Source organism: Pseudalkalibacillus sp. NRS-1564 (assembly GCF_050467905.1).
Taxonomy (GTDB): domain Bacteria; phylum Bacillota; class Bacilli; order Bacillales; family Guptibacillaceae; genus Guptibacillus; species Guptibacillus hwajinpoensis_B.
Map to the genome: position 1 here is coordinate 16485 of NZ_JBITPM010000022.1, position 15446 is coordinate 31930.

Here is a 15446-nt window from a genome sequence, read left to right on the forward strand (position 1 = left end):
AGATATCATCTTCAATCAACTAATCAGGAGGTTTTATGCATGAGTAAAGTCGCAGTTATTACAGGTGCAGGAAGTGGATTAGGACAAGCAGCTGCTGTTCGTTTAGCAGATGAAGGGATTAATATCGTTGCAGTAGACATTAACGAAGAAGGCGGTAATGAAACGGTCGACCTGGCGAAAAAAGCAGGTGTTGATGCGCTTTTCATAAAAGCTGATGTATCCAAAGCAGATGAAGTAAAGAATTACGTCGACAAAACTGTTGAAGCCTTTGGCTCAATTGATTATTTCTTTAATAACGCCGGCATCTCCGGTAGCGGTGAATATTACTTAAATACGAAAGTAGAAGAAATTGAAAAAATCGTAGGCATTAACTTGATGGGCGCCTTATATGGTGTTCGTTACGTAGCTGATGTTATGATCAAAAATGGTGGAGGTTCTATTGTGAACACAGCTTCAAGTGCCGGTGTGATTGGTCAAGATTCTGTAGTCACGTACTCTGCCACAAAGCACGGTATTATTGGACTAACGAAAAGTATCGTAGCTGAATATGCGAAGGACGGATTACGCGCAAACGCAATCGCTCCGGGACCAACGGCAACTCCAATGGTGAAGGACTTCTATGAAGCGAATCCTAAAATGAAAGAAAATGCGGAATCCGGCATTCCTCAGAAGCGTCTCGGTACGCCTGAAGAAGTAGCTGAGCTCGTAACGTTCCTCTTAACTTCAAAAGCGCAATACATCAATGGTGAAGTCATTCGCATCGATGGTGGGTTTACGAATACGAAGTAAGGGTTAAGAAAGCTTCATTTTTAAATTAAGTACAATTTATTAACAACTATGTCATGCCCCACTTCTTAAGAGGTGGGGCACCTTTTATGTCATTTTCCTCCGCTCCACTAATCTAGGAGCGATAATAAGGTTAAGGAAAGCTCACTCTTGACAGTATACCGACCGGTGTGTTTATATTATTGATACTACACCGATCAGTTTACTTTAAAAGGAGCGAAACGTATGTTTTCGAAATCACAAATTAGCGTCATAGCTGCAGTTGGATTTGTCATTATGTGGAGTTCAGGTTTTATTGGCGCAAGATTAGGAACGGCTGAGGCTAGTTCAATGACGGTATTAATGTGGAGGTTTATTGTTGCTTCCCTTATTTTAGCGAGCTGGTGGCTATGGAAGCACCGTAAAAAATTATCGATAAAAAGTGTCATTACTCAAGCACTCATCGGTCTCTTTGCTCAAGGTGTTTATTTGTATGGCGTCTTTTTATCTGTGGAAAACGGCGTGTCTGCTGGTACTTCAAATCTAATCACAACCCTTCAACCAATAGCTGCAGCCGCTTTAGCTGGTCCTCTATTAAAAGAATCGACTTCTCTGAAGCAGTGGAGCGGGTTACTGTTGGGGATCGCTGGGGTTTTGTTTGTTGTATATGGTGATTTAGGAACTTCTTCTCAAGTTCCCTTATGGGCTTATGGACTATCCTTTTTAGCAATGATGAGTCTCGTCTTTGCAACTTTATTTGAAAAAACAAGAAAAAACACTGTTTCAATTATCGACGCTCTACCGATCCAAACTCTTATTAGCGCTCTTCTTTTCTCGATTATTGCATTCTCCACGGGAAAAGCTTCCCCTCCAATCACGGTAGAATTCTGGGGAGCTGTTGCCTGGGTGGCTGTTCTGTCTACGATTGGGGGATATGGGTTTTACTGGTGGAATCTTAAGTTAGGAAGCATTACTCGAGTGAGCAGCCTGTTATACCTCACTCCACCAGTCACGATGATCTGGTCCTTTCTTATGTTTGGTGACAGAATTGGTTTGCTAACGATTATGGGAATGCTATTATGTTTACTAGGTGTATGGGTCATCAAGAAAGATGTTCCAGAAGCGGGATATCAGAGAGAATTAAATAATAAAGGGTGTGGAATAAATGGATGAGAAGATCAAAATGACACCTGCTGCCTCACGAATTCTAGATACAGCCTCCGTTTTGTTTTATTGGAAAGGAATTCATTCCATCGGGGTCGAAACCATTGCCACCGAAGCTGGCGTGACTAAAAAGACACTATACGATCGCTTTGGATCAAAAGACCAATTGATCGTAGAATATTTAAAAAAACGAGATCAACAGTGGAAAAAACACTTATTCACATATTTAGACCGTGTAGCTGATCATCAACCTTTGGAAAAGATCTTAATCATCTTCGACGCTTTGGAGAGTTGGTTAGAAACAAATAATCAGAGAGGCTGCGCTTTTGTAAATGCATTAGCTGAGTTGCCAGAAGAGTCACATCCCGGTAGAGAAGTGATTATTGAAGAGAAAAGATGGTTAATGGAGCTGTTTACAACGTATCTTAAGGAATTAGAATTTCAGAATGCAGAAGAATTAGGCGAAATACTGCTGATTCTTCATGAAGGGGTGACGGTTTCTTATTCGATGAGCCTTTCGTCGAAAGTAGCTTCAGCCAAGGAAACAGCTAAATTACTCATTCATAAAATATAAAACATATCACTTAGGAGGCAATTGCCTCCTAAGTGATATGTTAAAAAGTTCTGCTTCTTATCCCTTTTGTTTTCGACTCAATAGTGTAATCGTAATAAGAATGATCACAAGCCCTATACTTTGCGTTAAAGTCAAAACCTCTCCCAAAATAACTAATCCAAATAGGGAAGCCGTAACCGGTTCGACCATCGCGATGATCGCTGCAACGGATGCTGACGTTTTCTTCAAACCTTCTATATATAAGTAGAAAGAAATACCTGCGCCGATGATACCGAGAGTGATGAACCAAATCAGATCCTCTGAAAACAAGGCGTCGAGCGCTTCCTTATGGTCAATAAATAGTAACATAACAATGGTAAATGTCGCAAAAGCCATACTAAGGACAAAAGGCGGGCGGCCTTCTTTAGAAGCGTTCTTAAAACCAAAAATAAACAGAGCGTATGAAAGACCTGATAATAGTCCACTTGTAATTCCAAGAATATTTAAACTGCCAAGTCCCGTTTCATAAACGTTTGTTAATAAACTGATTCCCCCCATCACAATAACCATTGCAATGACCTTAAATGGGGTGACGGTCTCTATTCGAAAAAGAAATGAACTAAACAGCACGAACAGTGGTGCCGTGTACATCAAAGTTGACGCTACCGCTACACCAGATTCCGAAATACTAAGAAAGTAAAAACTGAAATTCCCAGCGACCGCTAATCCTGCTAGTACTGACCACATCATCGTCTTCGTTGAATACTTTATTTTATTTCCTTTTCGATGAAGAAGTAGCCATACAAAAATACAAACAAACCCTATCGATCCTCTATAGAATGAGATCACCAGCGGATCCCAACCTTTATCCATTAATATCCCGGCTAATCCCCCGGAAATCCCCCACAAAACGGCTGCCATGATAACATACCCTATATTATATAAATGCATTTTATACCCTCCTAAAATGAAGCCTTTATGACCTGTTTGGAGGAAATTCCCACTCTCTTAAACACTAAAACCAAAATCATGCAAACCCGTTCATATTCCATACTTTTTACTACAACGCCATAATATTTTAATAATTATACGATAACTTAGGAATTCGCCAATAATTGAGCGTATTCTCCATCATACATATAAAAGCTCATCCTGATTCTTTCTTCAGGATGAGCTTTTATTACTATTATTCATCTAGTAAACCATTCTCTACTAACCAATCATGGGCAACAACAGAGACGCTGTTTCCTTCAATATCGACTTTATAATTCAACTCACGCATAATATCACTGTTTAGTTTTTCACCTAAACGCGCTGTGATTTCTTCCACTTCTGGATACTTTTCGAATACATCCTCATTGATACTAACCGCCGCTCTATATGGCGGGAAGAAGGTTTTATCGTCCTTCAGGGTAACAAGGTCATACTCGACAATAGTAGCATCTGTTTCAAATGCGACCGAGACATCGACCTGCCCATTGTCTAAAGACCTTTGTGTTAAACCAAGATCCATTAGTTTAATTTGACTGGAATCAAATTCAAACCCGTATGTTTTCTCTACGCCAGGCAATCCATCAGGTCGATTCGCAAACTCTGCGTCTGAGGCCATCGTTAGCTCTCCTGGGTTTTCATTCACATACTTCGCTAAATCACTAATCGATTCAATCCCCAATTCTTCTGCCTGCTCTTTCTTCATAGCGAGAGCATAGGTGTTGTTAACATTAGACATGTTCATCCAATGGATATCATTATTCTTGGCATCTAACTCTTTGACCTTCTCAAATGCTTCCACTGGATCAGCAATCGGCTCTTCGCCCATATATGTAATGAGTGCCGTTCCGGTATACTCCCACATCATATCAACCTGACTATTTTCGAGCGCTTTACGAACAACGGTACTCCCCAGGTTGTTCATTTGCTTCACGTCAAACCCTTCCTCCTTTAGAAGAAAAGCGGTCATTTCGGAAAGTAGGTATTGCTCTGTAAAGTTCTTGCCACCAACCGAAATCTGTTTCCCGCCAATCCCTACGCTTGAGCACGAGGCTAGCATGGAAAGGATGGAAATGATTCCGATAATACGAAATAGTTTTCTTTTCATACAAACACCTCCTGTCGTTACGTTTCTTGTGGTGGTCTAGATCCCTTTGGTACAATCTTTCGTTCAAGTAATCGAAGAAGATAGTCTACAAAAATAGCTAGTAAGGTTACTGGAATAGCACCAGAAATTAAATAACCGTTATCAAATAACTGGATGCCGGTAAAGATCCATACGCCTAGTCCGCCACCGCCGACAACATAAGCAAGTGCAGCCGTTCCGATATTTAATACGACGGCTGTACGAATACCTGCAAGAATCGAATACGATGCATTCGGTAATTCAATTCGAAAGAGTATTTGGATTGGCTTCATGCCCATTCCTCTTGCTGCATCGATTAAATTCTCATCGATGGAATCAATTCCCGCAACCGTATTCCGATACATCGGTAACAGCGAGTAGATAAATAGGGCAAATACTGCCGTGTTAAATCCGATACCTAGAATACTAATCATCAAAGCAAGAACAGCAAGACTTGGAATCGTTTGACCAAGGTTGACCGTATTTGAAACGACCCACTCGGCTCTTCGAAAGCTTTTACGCGTGACAAGAATACCAACAGGTAGCGCTACGATGACCGCTAGGAAAGAAGAAACAAGTACAAGCTGCATATGCTGCTTCAATAAGTGAAGAAACGTACTAGTTTGACTGAAAATATAGTCAAAATAGCTGTTGCTGATGGCCCAAATAAAGAACACGGCCACTATTCCGTAGACGAGAAAGCTTACAATACGGCTCATAACTTTTTTCTTATTCATCAAATCACCCCTTCTGCACCAGGGTAGGCTTTGCCTTAATTTCAAAATGAAGATACTTTTGAACGAGATCAATCGTAATGGCGCCAAGTTTGTTACCGTCATCATCAACTACAATGACTTGATCCGCTTCTTGATTTAGAAGCATTGATAACGTATTTCGTAAATCGTGGTGAACATTAATCGTAATGGTATCCTCAATCGTTTCATCTTCATTAACAAGACCAATGATTTCTTGAATATCTTGAATAGTATGAAGACTTAAGCTCTTGATTGCACGGTCTTTCCCGAAGAATTCACGAACAAATTCATTCTTAGGACGAACAAGCATTTCAGATGGCGTATCGTATTGCATTACTTCCCCACCGCGTAATAGAACGATTTTGTCTGCCATTTTAATCGCTTCGTCAATGTCATGACTAACGAAAAGAATTGTTTTCTTTACTTCACGCTGAATTTGAAGAAATTCATCTTGAATTTTCTCACGAATAATCGGATCAAGTGCGCCAAATGGCTCATCCATTAGCATAACGGGCGGGTCAGCTGCTAATGCGCGAATAACACCAATACGCTGCTGCTGTCCTCCAGAAAGCTCATGCGGATAACGTTTACCAAATTTCTCACCGCTTAATCCGATCATTTCCATCAATTTATTAAAACGATTGCGCTTCTCTTTCTTTTTCCAACCTAAAAGGTCGGGAACAATCATCACGTTTTCTTCAATCGTCATATTCGGAAATAGACCATTGCTTTGAATGACGTAGCCAATTTTTCTTCGAAGAGCAATTTGGTCTAAAGACATAGAATCTTCACCATCAATAGTGATCTTTCCATCTGAAATCGATTCCAAACGATTCACCATTCGAAGTAGGGTTGTTTTCCCACAGCCTGACGGGCCTAATAAAACCACAATTTGTCCTTTTTCAACGGTGAAGTCTACACCATTCACAGCTGTTACGCCGCCTTCAAATGTTTTGGTTGTTTGATCAAATGTAATCATTTCTTCACCTCACTCCTTAATTCGCAATGCTTTTTGGTGTATAGCGTTTTTGAATCCATAACAAGATACCATCTGCGATCATAGCAAGAATGGCAACGGCAATTGAGCCACTAATAATTAAGTAATTGTCCCCACGTGAAATGCCCTGAGTGATAAGAACACCGAGTCCTCCTGCACCAATATAAGCAGCGATGACACCGATTCCGATGTTAAGTACAACGGCTGTTCGAATACCTGCCATTATGATGGGGAACGCATTCGGAATTTCGACGCGAAGCAGTCGCTGACTCGTTTTCATCCCTAAACCCTTTGCTGCATCTCGCATTTCAGGGTTTACGTTACGAATGGCGGTATATGTATTACGTATAATGGGGAGCTGCGAATACAGAACCAGTGCTACAAAAGCTGGAACAAAACCAATTCCCTGATTGACGATCGAGAAGACCGGAATCATAATACCGAATAAAGCAATACTCGGAATCGTAAGCATGACAGAAGCAATTTGCAGAATCGTCTCAGTTAAATAATCATTTGTTGTTAAGTAAATGCCTAGAGGGACGCCAATGATAAGTGCAACAATGATCGCTAAGCCGACGAGTATCGTGTGCTCAATCGCTAAATCAAAAATACGAGGAGCGTTTACCTCGAGAAATTTCATCCACTTGTCCAATACGATAACCTCCTTTTTCATTCAATTTCATCATTGTATCAAATTAGGTACAAATTACCAACCTACGAACGAACTTTCACCCTCTTTGATCCACTGTCTCTTTCGCTCGTATTGACAAACATTTGTTTATACGAATGAGAAAGTTTCATTTCAGCTTTCCTTTGGAAGGCAAAACAAATGTTTTCGAGTTAACTCTATCTTAATACCCTAATATCAAAGTACTAACCCTGAATTTTCTGCGAATTTATAATTTTCATGTATGAAAATCTCTCATTCTAATAAAGGAGCACTCCCCCACCACGGAATCAGTGGCTTTTGCGATGCTTATCGCTGTATATTGGCTAAAATATAATTTTATTGGCCAAATTTCATTTTTATTGTCCAAACAACAAATAAGGGCGGCTCACAAACGCCCTTCCTCCTACTTGTCCTCTGTTTTCCATAGCTTGAAATACATAAAAAAGGATCCACGGCTCAAAACCCATGAAATCCTTTTTCACCTTTTCTCACTTATTCACCTATCACACCGCACGCAATACGATCTCCGGCATCTCCTGATGGCTGTGATTCCATATCATCTGCACCGGCATGAATGACAATGGCTGTTCCACCTTCTTTTAGCAACGAATTTTCTTCTCCTGCTTTTAAGGTTACTTTATCATTCATAATATCGGTTTGTAGTGTTCCATCTTCGGCCACTTCGATATTTTCCATATCTCCTGCGTGTGGTCCATTTTCGGATTCCGTACCGTGATCCATATCACCGGGATTATAATGACCGCCTGCCGATTTGAAATCTGGCGCTTCACATGATCCAGTTTCATGAATATGAAAACCGTGCTCTCCTTCTGGTAAATTACTTACGTCAAGACTGATCATCGTTGCACCATCATGTTCCATCAACTCAGCTGTACCAATCTCTTCCTCATCCTGGTTCTTCATGCTGACAGTGATCGTTTCCATTTGCTCCTGATCGCTTTCACCAGCATTTTCCGTTGTCGTTTCAGGTTCGTTATCTGTTGTTCCTTCTTCGTTACCTCCTCCACAGGCGGCTAACACAAGTAGTACACTCATCATTAGTAAAAGAATCGTCCATCTTTTCATCGAAACAGCTCCTTTTCTCCCTTTATACTTACCATCATGACACCACTTTCCATTCAGTAAACCCGACAAATCCAAATTCCTTCCAATTAACTACCGGATTATGACTAAAAAGAGGCTTTAGTATGAGGCAAGACGTTTTAAATGTGGATAAAAAGTTTCACGGAATATTGAAAGAATATTAACAACGTCTTAACTTAAAGTATCTTGACTTCGAGATAAATTTACGTTATCTTTAATCTATACTAAAAAGCAAAAATCCTGAGGAGGAATTTTTCAATGGCTACTTTAACACTAGATAAGGTTCACAGCAGTTTAGATTTTCAAATCAAGCATATGATGGTATCAAAAGCAAAAGGTGAGTTTACTGACTTTGACGTCGATTTCAACGGCGATCTTGATAACCTGACTTCCGCAAACATTAAAGTCACTATCTCTGTAAAATCAATCGATACAGGTAACGAAGACCGTGACGGACACCTTCGCTCTGGCGATTTCTTTGAAGCGGATCAATACCCAAATATGGTCTTCCAAAGTAAGTCGATTACTAAGAAATCTGACGAAGAGTACGATGTAACAGGAGATTTCACGATTAAAGGCGTAACGAAAGAAGAAACGTTCACAGTCGAATATAACGGCAAATCCAAAAGCCCACTTGATGGCAGCACAGTAGCTGGTTTTGACGTTTCAGGTAAAGTGAACCGTGAAGCTTACGGCATGACGTATAATGCAGCGATGGAAACAGGTGGGTTCTTGCTTGGAAAAGACGTGAAATTCGAAGGTAACTTTGAGTTTGTTGTAGCTGAATAAGCGAAAGCAAATGGAAACACCTCATCCCCTAACGGATGAGGTGTTTTGGTTTATGAAGCTATTATCCCTGTTCAATTGCACTTTCATCCATATGCATCACTTCCCACAAGTGGCCATCAATGTCCTGAAAACTCCAGGCATACATGAATCCATGATCGATGGGATCATTCGAAGCTTTACCTCCAGCTGCAAGCGCACGATTCACCATTTGATCCACCTCATCATTACTTTCTGCAGATAGTGCCAAAATGACTTCCGTTGATTCTCTGGCGTTCGTAAGGTTCTTCTTCGTAAATGTCTTGAAGAACTCCTCTACAAGTAACATAACAAAAGTATTTTCATTGATCACCATGCACGTCGCGTTCTCATCTGTAAACTGTGGGTTAAATTCAAAGCCAATTTCAGAGAAAAAAGCGATGGATCTATCGAGATCCTTGACCGGTAAATTCACAAACACGTGCTTCGCCGTTTGAGCCATTCGATCACTCTCCTTAGAAAAATGAAATACCTCCTCTATTCATTTCGCTATGAAACCTCAAACTCCTTATCCATTTCCCAAAAGTTTTTATGACGCATAAGAAAAATGAATCATCACGTTCACCGTGCACAGCTTTCCATAAAGAAAATTTCTACAAAACGTAATAACAACTATTCTTGCGTAGAATACTACCCCATAAAGGTGGTGTTCATAATGGATCGACAACAGCAGTTTGATCAAATTGTCTTGTTGCGAAGAGAGCTTGAAGAGAAAGCAAGTCATTATTGGCAAAGTTATTCTGACTATACAACCTGGCAATTTTGGCTTATTTTAGCGTTCATCTTCGTGCCGCTGATTATCCTTTATTTTCGAATCGATCGACGCAAAATTTTTCTGCTTGGATTTTTTGGCTATTCCGTTCACGTCATAGCTGCTTATGTGGATGCATTAGGTGTTCGTAAATCCTGGTGGGATTATCCTTACATTGCGATTCCCCAATTACCTGCAAGCATTAGTATTGATGGAGCTCTTGTCCCGGTCTATTTTATTTTGCTTTATCAGTGGTGCTTATCACATAAGAAAAACTACTGGTTATACGGCACGCTTTCAGCAGTAGGCTTTACGTTTATTTTTAAGCCGATTTTAATTTGGCTCGACCTCTTTGAACTATACACCAATTGGTTTGTTTTATTAGCAGCCTATTTATTCGTCACATATGTAGCGAAAGTGATAACGGATATTTTTATCAAAATGTCTAAACAAAGCAGGGAGACTTAAGGAAACAAGAAACTGAATCTTGCCCTTAAGTCTCCTTGTCTAAAGATAAAATGTTGAATTTTGATACGTACTGTTTCAATCTTTCCACATTCTGTTCACTATCCGCTAAAGCTACATAACCATCAGGCCGGATCAGGTACAGCGCATTTTCCTGCAATCCTTTTTTTCGTCATTGCTTTTTCAAAGCTAAACTCATATAGAGCATATCCAGATACCCTGGCAAAATCCTTAACGGCTTCATTTGCCTGGCCGTATACGTGAAGCTGCCAATCCATTAACTTAAGTGCATCATAATTATGGCATGAATTTGTTTGAATCCATGGCAGACGATCTCCACCATGAACTTTCCCCGCTGTACCATCACTAAGTTGACTGTTGCGATAATGAATGTTGATTTGAGAAAGCCTTCTAAAGGCTGCTTTTCGAGCAATTGAAAAGGAACGAAGCGCAAATGGAGCCACGTTCGGTATAACGATTTTGCGCAGTAATCTGCTCGTCATGTGATCGCCTATAATAGAAGTAAATGCTCGATCTGTTGTATCGATTAGCGTTCTCGCAAAGCCAATGCGCTCCTTTTCAAACGTATCAAGAATAGCTTCATCCGCTTTCTGAAGCAGCACTGCGGCTAGCTTCCACGCTAAGTTCACCGCGTCCCCAATCCCGGTGTTCATGCCCTGTCCGCCAGCCAGGCTATGAATGTGTCCAGCATCTCCGGCAATAAAGGAACGTCCTTTTCTAAAGTGACTGCTAACGCGATGATGGACTTTGTACGTTTGGAACCAGTTCACATGCTGAATCGTTAAGCCTGTTCTCTGCTCGATCAGCGACTGGAAATCCTTGAACGCAACTGAGCTTTGATCGGTTAAATGGCGAGGAACTATTCCAATAATCCGCTCCATTCCCGTGCTTCTAACTGGCATGAACAGGTAAAAGGTGTCAGAATCTAAATACACATTTAAACTACTTTCAGATAACTGGCCGGTGTTCGCTTTAACATCTGCCACAAAAAACAGTTCCTCATACGTTCCACCTGGAAAATCAAAAGCAAGTTCTCTTCGAACGGTACTGTGTGCTCCATCACACCCGCATATATATGAAAACTCACTCCGCTCTTCCTTATTATCTTTTTTAATAACGGCTTGAACATGGTCCCCTTCATCCATAAATGAAACCAACTCTGTCTTCCATTCTACCTCAACGCCTTCGTCGGCTAATTTGTTAATTAGCAGCTGCTCGTGATCATCTTGCGGATAGCTTAGGGCAAATGGGAAAGGACTTAATCCTTTTCCAAGATCGTGAAAATTGATGTTGGCTTTTGCTTTCATTCCTTCTCGAAATTGGATAGACTTCACTTTAATCCCCCGGTGGATGACTTCTTCTGCGAAGCCCATTTGGTTATAAAATTCTAGGGTTCTAGCGTGTACAATTAGCGCACGCGATGCTTCTCCGGGTCCCTCATTTTTCTCGATGATCCGAAATGAAACTCCATATTTCGCTAGGTGGAGTGCTAATACAAGACCCGTAGGACCTGCGCCAACAATTAGTACGTCAGAATTCATTTCCCAATCTCCTTTCATTGGCGTTCCAAATAAAAAAACTGAAAAATCAAAGAAAACAGTTAACAAATTCACCTTTTTATGGTATTTATTATATAAGTATATCCTTATGTCAAGATACCTCAGTAAGAGAACCACAAAAAAAGAGAATGCGATGAACTATCATTCTAGCCTGGGCACTTGAGTGATAGGGAGCAAGTAGTGCAACCGGCTCCTTAAAAAGGAGAATGAACATGGAAAAGTGTACATTGTACGGGCACGCTAATTTATTTTCATCACACACACTGCGAATGATGGAACTCCTAAGACGTCACGACCCTCATAGCTTTCTCCATTCAGTACAAACTACGAGCTACTTCATTGATTTCTGTTTGCATTACAATTTCCGATCACTGTTGAAACGGCGCTTTCTTGAGTCTGTTTTGCTACATGACATCGGTAAACTACTTGTCCCAACAGAAATTCTTCAAAAAAAGAGCCCACTAACCCTTTATGAGAAAGAGTATGTCGAGCGGCATCCAGAGTTTGGAATAGAGCTACTTAATGATTTTCCAGAGATTGATATTGAGCCGTCTCTTATACTAAATCATCATGAGAATAGCGATGGTACTGGCTATCCTTATCAATTACAATATGAGCAAATTCCTCGATCTGTTTCGATTCTTCGAGTCATCGATAGCTTCATTGCGATGACGTCTGATCGAGCTTATCGTCCAAAACGTTCTGACCAATCAGCCATTCATGAAATTAACGTTCATCGGAATAACTTCTATGAGCCATCCACTACCTCCTTGTTTATCTCTTATTTGGAAAAACGGCTAAAAGGGAAAAAGGTTCTGCTTCATTATTTTGATTATGCCAAACGTCAAAATTAAGCAGCGCTATTCAATAACCGTTTAAACAAAACCAAATACAATAGGGAGGGCGAATAGATTGCGACTCTTATCAACTAAGGATTTACTAATTGCATTTTGTGATGCGTATACTCTTCAATTAGATGAAGCTTTTATTGAAATGTTAACGAGCGAAATCATCCGAAGAGGCATCAATCCTCCCCAAACACGTACGGAGTGTTACGAACAAATCGCCAATTTCACTTGATGAGACAGCCTCTCATGACGCTATATAAAAAAGCTTATCTGGTCACAACTGGCCAATAAGCTTTTTTTGATAAATTTAATTGATTTCATCTCCCTTCACAAATAAATTTACTGTTAATACGCTTACATATGTTTGCATTTTTTAGGAAGTGGTAGATTTAAAGTGAGATAAAAAAGTTAATTATTATTGAAAGGAATGATCTTTGTTGAAGGAATCAATCCCAGAACTAACGTTGAATGATGGTCTTACACTACCCGCTATCGGTTTCGGTACTTACTTGCTAAATGGAAATGAAGGCGCAACTGCAATTAATAGTGCGATTGACGTTGGCTATCGCCTCATCGATACAGCTTACAATTACGAAAACGAAGGAACCGTAGGCGAAGCCATTCGTCGAAGTACAGTTCCTAGAAATGAACTGCGCGTCACTTCTAAATTACCAGGTCGCTATCAAGAATATAAGAAAGCTGTTACAGCCATTCAAGAGTCGTTATATAGAGCCAACCTGGATTATTATGATTTGTACCTCATTCACTGGCCGAACCCTAAACAAGGTCTTTATCCAGAAGCTTGGCAAGCTTTAATTGACGCTAAGAAATGGGGACTCATTCGCTCGATTGGCGTATGTAATTTCCTTCCGGAGCATCTAGAGCAATTGGAAAAGGAAACCGGCGTAAAGCCAAGCATCAATCAAATCGAACTACACCCCTTCTTCAACCAGGAAGATCAGAGAAGATTTCATCAACAAAACAACATCAAAACACAATCCTGGAGTCCGCTAGCTCGAGTGACGGACATTTTAGAAAATGAAACGATCAGTCAAATTGCAAATCAACATAACAAATCAGTCTCTCAGGTGATTTTACGCTGGCATTATCAATTAGGATCCATCCCGATTCCTAAATCTTCTTCTCCAGAACGTCAGCTTGAGAACCTCTCTATCTTTGACTTTTCTTTAAATGAAACAGAAATGGCGATGATGGCTGAATTAACGAAACCAAATGGACGATTGAATGATCAAGATCCAGCTACTTATGAAGAATTTTAAATTTCTCCCTCTAACGAGTTAACTAACCAACTAGAAAAGGATGCCCTGCGGCCATAACAGGTTCTGTTTAGAGCTGCAAGTATACAAATATATACTGTTCTAGAGTCTGATTTGATAGCTAAATCAGACTCTTTACTTTACCTTGGTGTTGCTCTTTTGGTTGTATCTTTCAACCATTTTTAGAATATCATTTAGACATCCATTGTACGCGCCAGAATTAGTAGTTTAAAACGACTTCAATTTCGGTAGATAATGAATGGATAATATGGAAATTGTATGGTGAAATGTAAAAAGAGAGAAACTTCTATTCTTCGATTAACTCGAAGGCTAGTTAAAGGGAGCTTGGATTTTAAGCCTTATGTATGTACAAGTAGGGAGTGAAGTGTTTACCTAACGGGAATAGAGCCTTAGATGTGCAACGTTCAGCCCCCATCACCGCTATAGTAAGAACATATAAAAAAGTTAACCAGAAAAGTCTGGCTAACTTTATATTACGAACGGTTGCTTTAAAAAACAGAATAACTAGATATATAATTGGCGGATCGTTCTTTTGGGTCCGTCTTTTAATTTATTACCCTAGTATCTATAGACACAGGATAGCATCATTAAGCAATAAAATATTTCCCTAATGCCTGCTGTAACGTACCTAACGTTTTGATTTCTTCACCTAATTTAATGCCAAGCTCCGTTACTTTCCTTACAACTTCCTTCCTTAATCCGGTTATGACAGTGTTACACCCCATTAGTGAGGCGCCATCAATGATTTGAATCAATCGGTAAACCTCTTCACGCCTTATTTCTGCAACTCCGGACAAGTCCATAATCAAAGTTTGGATACGCATTTCGCTTATTACGGATAATACCTTATCCTCAAGTATTTCGGTTCGTTGAGCGTCAATTGCTCCTATTAAAGGGAGAATGCTTACCGAGTGGTTTATTGGAATAATTGGTACTGAAAGATTTTCAACTAGTTCTCTCTGAGCCTTTATAAGCGAATCTTTATATTTCGTATAACTTATGAAAAAGGAATTCAAAAAGTAGTCTACTCGGTTGTTAATTTGTTTTTCCATTTCAAAGAAATTAAAATCCTTATCATTACTTTCCTCGGTATATTTTTGAAAAAACATCCACAGTGTTCGACGTATAGCTTGTACCCACTCTAATTTAAAAGAGATAGCAAGGGAATGTGTTGCCCAGGCAATTCCTTCTTGTTCCGCAAATGCATGAAGGTCCTGATCATTTTCTTCAATGATATAAACTACGAGTGTTTGAGCATTAGTAACAAGATCGATATTGCCTACTCTTAGTATTTCATAGATCTTATCTTTAACGTTGACAGCTTCTTTTAGTAGCGTATCTGTAAAGACTTGGATGTTTGCTTCGAAAAATTCGATGAATTGGAATGAATCTTCATACGTAATCGATTGCAATTGCCTCTCCTCCTATAGTTATAAACTAGTTGCTTTTATTATAAAACAAGCTATACTTTTATGCAGTAAATCCTCCTAGGTTTTTTAAGGTACTTAATTCATTATTAGACGCAAAAAACCACCTAACGGTGATTTTTTAAGAG

General features: G+C 39.8%; 17 protein-coding genes and 1 riboswitch. Of the genes, 8 read left to right on the top strand and 9 right to left on the bottom strand.

The annotated features are described in order from the left end of the window. The first annotated feature begins 39 nt into the window (after nt 1-39). From ACIFPW_RS11975 to ACIFPW_RS11985, 3 genes are all read left to right on the top strand, one after another. Nucleotides 40-789 carry an SDR family NAD(P)-dependent oxidoreductase gene (locus ACIFPW_RS11975; RefSeq protein ID WP_430244449.1) on the top strand — a complete coding sequence of 250 codons (750 nt, stop codon included), beginning with the start codon at nt 40-42 and terminating at the stop codon, nt 787-789. 222 nt (nt 790-1011) lie between these two features. Beyond that, nucleotides 1012-1938 carry a DMT family transporter gene (locus ACIFPW_RS11980; RefSeq protein WP_430244451.1) on the top strand — a complete coding sequence of 309 codons (927 nt, stop codon included), beginning with the start codon at nt 1012-1014 and terminating at the stop codon, nt 1936-1938. Beyond that, on the top strand, nt 1931-2503 hold the full coding sequence (locus tag ACIFPW_RS11985; protein ID WP_430244453.1) for a TetR/AcrR family transcriptional regulator: 573 nt from the start codon (nt 1931-1933) through the stop codon (nt 2501-2503). The genes ACIFPW_RS11980 and ACIFPW_RS11985 overlap by 8 nt, the downstream gene beginning before the upstream one ends. A gap of 57 nt (nt 2504-2560) precedes the next feature. Here the strand turns inward: ACIFPW_RS11985 and ACIFPW_RS11990 are convergent, their stop codons facing one another. From ACIFPW_RS11990 to ACIFPW_RS12015, 6 genes are all read right to left on the bottom strand, one after another. Next, the gene (locus ACIFPW_RS11990) at nt 2561-3433 is read right to left on the bottom strand and encodes a DMT family transporter (RefSeq protein WP_430244456.1); all 873 of its coding nucleotides are present in this window, start codon (nt 3431-3433) and stop codon (nt 2561-2563) included. A gap of 235 nt (nt 3434-3668) precedes the next feature. Further along, nucleotides 3669-4580: a glycine betaine ABC transporter substrate-binding protein gene (locus ACIFPW_RS11995; RefSeq protein ID WP_430244458.1), complete on the bottom strand. Its 912-nt coding sequence runs from the start codon at nt 4578-4580 to the stop codon at nt 3669-3671. 17 nt (nt 4581-4597) lie between these two features. Then, a complete protein-coding gene (locus ACIFPW_RS12000; RefSeq protein WP_430244460.1) occupies nt 4598-5335 on the bottom strand; it encodes an ABC transporter permease in 738 nt (245 codons plus the stop codon). 4 nt (nt 5336-5339) lie between these two features. After that, nucleotides 5340-6332 carry an ABC transporter ATP-binding protein gene (locus ACIFPW_RS12005; RefSeq protein ID WP_303529872.1) on the bottom strand — a complete coding sequence of 331 codons (993 nt, stop codon included), beginning with the start codon at nt 6330-6332 and terminating at the stop codon, nt 5340-5342. 16 nt (nt 6333-6348) lie between these two features. Continuing rightward, nucleotides 6349-7002 carry an ABC transporter permease gene (locus ACIFPW_RS12010; RefSeq protein WP_430244462.1) on the bottom strand — a complete coding sequence of 218 codons (654 nt, stop codon included), beginning with the start codon at nt 7000-7002 and terminating at the stop codon, nt 6349-6351. A 510-nt stretch (nt 7003-7512) separates the two neighbouring features. Beyond that, the gene (locus ACIFPW_RS12015; RefSeq protein ID WP_430244464.1) at nt 7513-8106 is read right to left on the bottom strand and encodes a superoxide dismutase family protein; all 594 of its coding nucleotides are present in this window, start codon (nt 8104-8106) and stop codon (nt 7513-7515) included. Between the two features lie 276 nt (nt 8107-8382). On the opposite strand from ACIFPW_RS12015, the gene ACIFPW_RS12020 reads away from it, so the two are divergent. Continuing rightward, nucleotides 8383-8913: a YceI family protein gene (locus ACIFPW_RS12020; RefSeq protein ID WP_283152717.1), complete on the top strand. Its 531-nt coding sequence runs from the start codon at nt 8383-8385 to the stop codon at nt 8911-8913. Nucleotides 8914-8974: 61 nt separating this feature from the next. Here the strand turns inward: ACIFPW_RS12020 and ACIFPW_RS12025 are convergent, their stop codons facing one another. Then, nucleotides 8975-9391: a VOC family protein gene (locus ACIFPW_RS12025; RefSeq protein WP_430244466.1), complete on the bottom strand. Its 417-nt coding sequence runs from the start codon at nt 9389-9391 to the stop codon at nt 8975-8977. A gap of 213 nt (nt 9392-9604) precedes the next feature. Here ACIFPW_RS12025 and ACIFPW_RS12030 point away from each other — a divergent pair, with 213 nt between their 5' ends. Beyond that, nucleotides 9605-10168 (top strand): CBO0543 family protein, encoded by a 564-nt coding sequence (locus ACIFPW_RS12030; protein ID WP_430244469.1) that lies wholly within the window; start codon nt 9605-9607, stop codon nt 10166-10168. A 122-nt stretch (nt 10169-10290) separates the two neighbouring features. On the opposite strand, the gene ACIFPW_RS12035 is transcribed toward ACIFPW_RS12030, so the two are convergent. Beyond that, on the bottom strand, nt 10291-11727 hold the full coding sequence (locus ACIFPW_RS12035) for an FAD-dependent oxidoreductase (RefSeq protein ID WP_430244471.1): 1437 nt from the start codon (nt 11725-11727) through the stop codon (nt 10291-10293). A gap of 135 nt (nt 11728-11862) precedes the next feature. Next, nucleotides 11863-11946, top strand: a riboswitch (cyclic di-GMP riboswitch). A gap of 11 nt (nt 11947-11957) precedes the next feature. Between ACIFPW_RS12035 and ACIFPW_RS12040 the strand changes: the two genes are divergently transcribed. The 3 genes from ACIFPW_RS12040 to ACIFPW_RS12050 all read left to right on the top strand — a co-directional run bounded on the left by ACIFPW_RS12040 (nt 11958) and on the right by ACIFPW_RS12050 (nt 13873). Then, entirely contained in the window at nt 11958-12599 is a 642-nt protein-coding gene (locus ACIFPW_RS12040; protein WP_430244473.1) for an HD-GYP domain-containing protein, read from the top strand. 58 nt (nt 12600-12657) lie between these two features. Beyond that, complete coding sequence (gene sda / locus ACIFPW_RS12045; protein ID WP_430244475.1) at nt 12658-12825, top strand: sporulation histidine kinase inhibitor Sda; 168 nt, start codon at nt 12658-12660, stop codon at nt 12823-12825. A gap of 205 nt (nt 12826-13030) precedes the next feature. Next, nucleotides 13031-13873, top strand: coding sequence for an aldo/keto reductase (locus ACIFPW_RS12050; RefSeq protein WP_194220660.1), 843 nt, complete (start codon nt 13031-13033; stop codon nt 13871-13873). A 605-nt stretch (nt 13874-14478) separates the two neighbouring features. Here the strand turns inward: ACIFPW_RS12050 and ACIFPW_RS12055 are convergent. After that, nucleotides 14479-15303: an STAS domain-containing protein gene (locus ACIFPW_RS12055; RefSeq protein ID WP_430244478.1), complete on the bottom strand. Its 825-nt coding sequence runs from the start codon at nt 15301-15303 to the stop codon at nt 14479-14481. Nucleotides 15304-15446 lie beyond the last annotated feature (143 nt).

Coding starts and splice junctions, on each gene's coding strand:
- ACIFPW_RS12020 (WP_283152717.1), top strand. CDS start 8,383: ATGGCTACTTTAACACTAGATAAGGTTCACAGCAGTTTAGATTTTCAA.
- ACIFPW_RS12000 (WP_430244460.1), bottom strand. CDS start 5,335: ATGAATAAGAAAAAAGTTATGAGCCGTATTGTAAGCTTTCTCGTCTAC.
- ACIFPW_RS12030 (WP_430244469.1), top strand. CDS start 9,605: ATGGATCGACAACAGCAGTTTGATCAAATTGTCTTGTTGCGAAGAGAG.
- ACIFPW_RS11990 (WP_430244456.1), bottom strand. CDS start 3,433: ATGCATTTATATAATATAGGGTATGTTATCATGGCAGCCGTTTTGTGG.
- ACIFPW_RS12005 (WP_303529872.1), bottom strand. CDS start 6,332: ATGATTACATTTGATCAAACAACCAAAACATTTGAAGGCGGCGTAACA.
- ACIFPW_RS11975 (WP_430244449.1), top strand. CDS start 40: ATGAGTAAAGTCGCAGTTATTACAGGTGCAGGAAGTGGATTAGGACAA.
- ACIFPW_RS11980 (WP_430244451.1), top strand. CDS start 1,012: ATGTTTTCGAAATCACAAATTAGCGTCATAGCTGCAGTTGGATTTGTC.
- ACIFPW_RS12040 (WP_430244473.1), top strand. CDS start 11,958: ATGGAAAAGTGTACATTGTACGGGCACGCTAATTTATTTTCATCACAC.
- ACIFPW_RS12035 (WP_430244471.1), bottom strand. CDS start 11,727: ATGAATTCTGACGTACTAATTGTTGGCGCAGGTCCTACGGGTCTTGTA.
- ACIFPW_RS11995 (WP_430244458.1), bottom strand. CDS start 4,580: ATGAAAAGAAAACTATTTCGTATTATCGGAATCATTTCCATCCTTTCC.
- ACIFPW_RS12015 (WP_430244464.1), bottom strand. CDS start 8,106: ATGAAAAGATGGACGATTCTTTTACTAATGATGAGTGTACTACTTGTG.
- ACIFPW_RS12025 (WP_430244466.1), bottom strand. CDS start 9,391: ATGGCTCAAACGGCGAAGCACGTGTTTGTGAATTTACCGGTCAAGGAT.
- ACIFPW_RS11985 (WP_430244453.1), top strand. CDS start 1,931: ATGGATGAGAAGATCAAAATGACACCTGCTGCCTCACGAATTCTAGAT.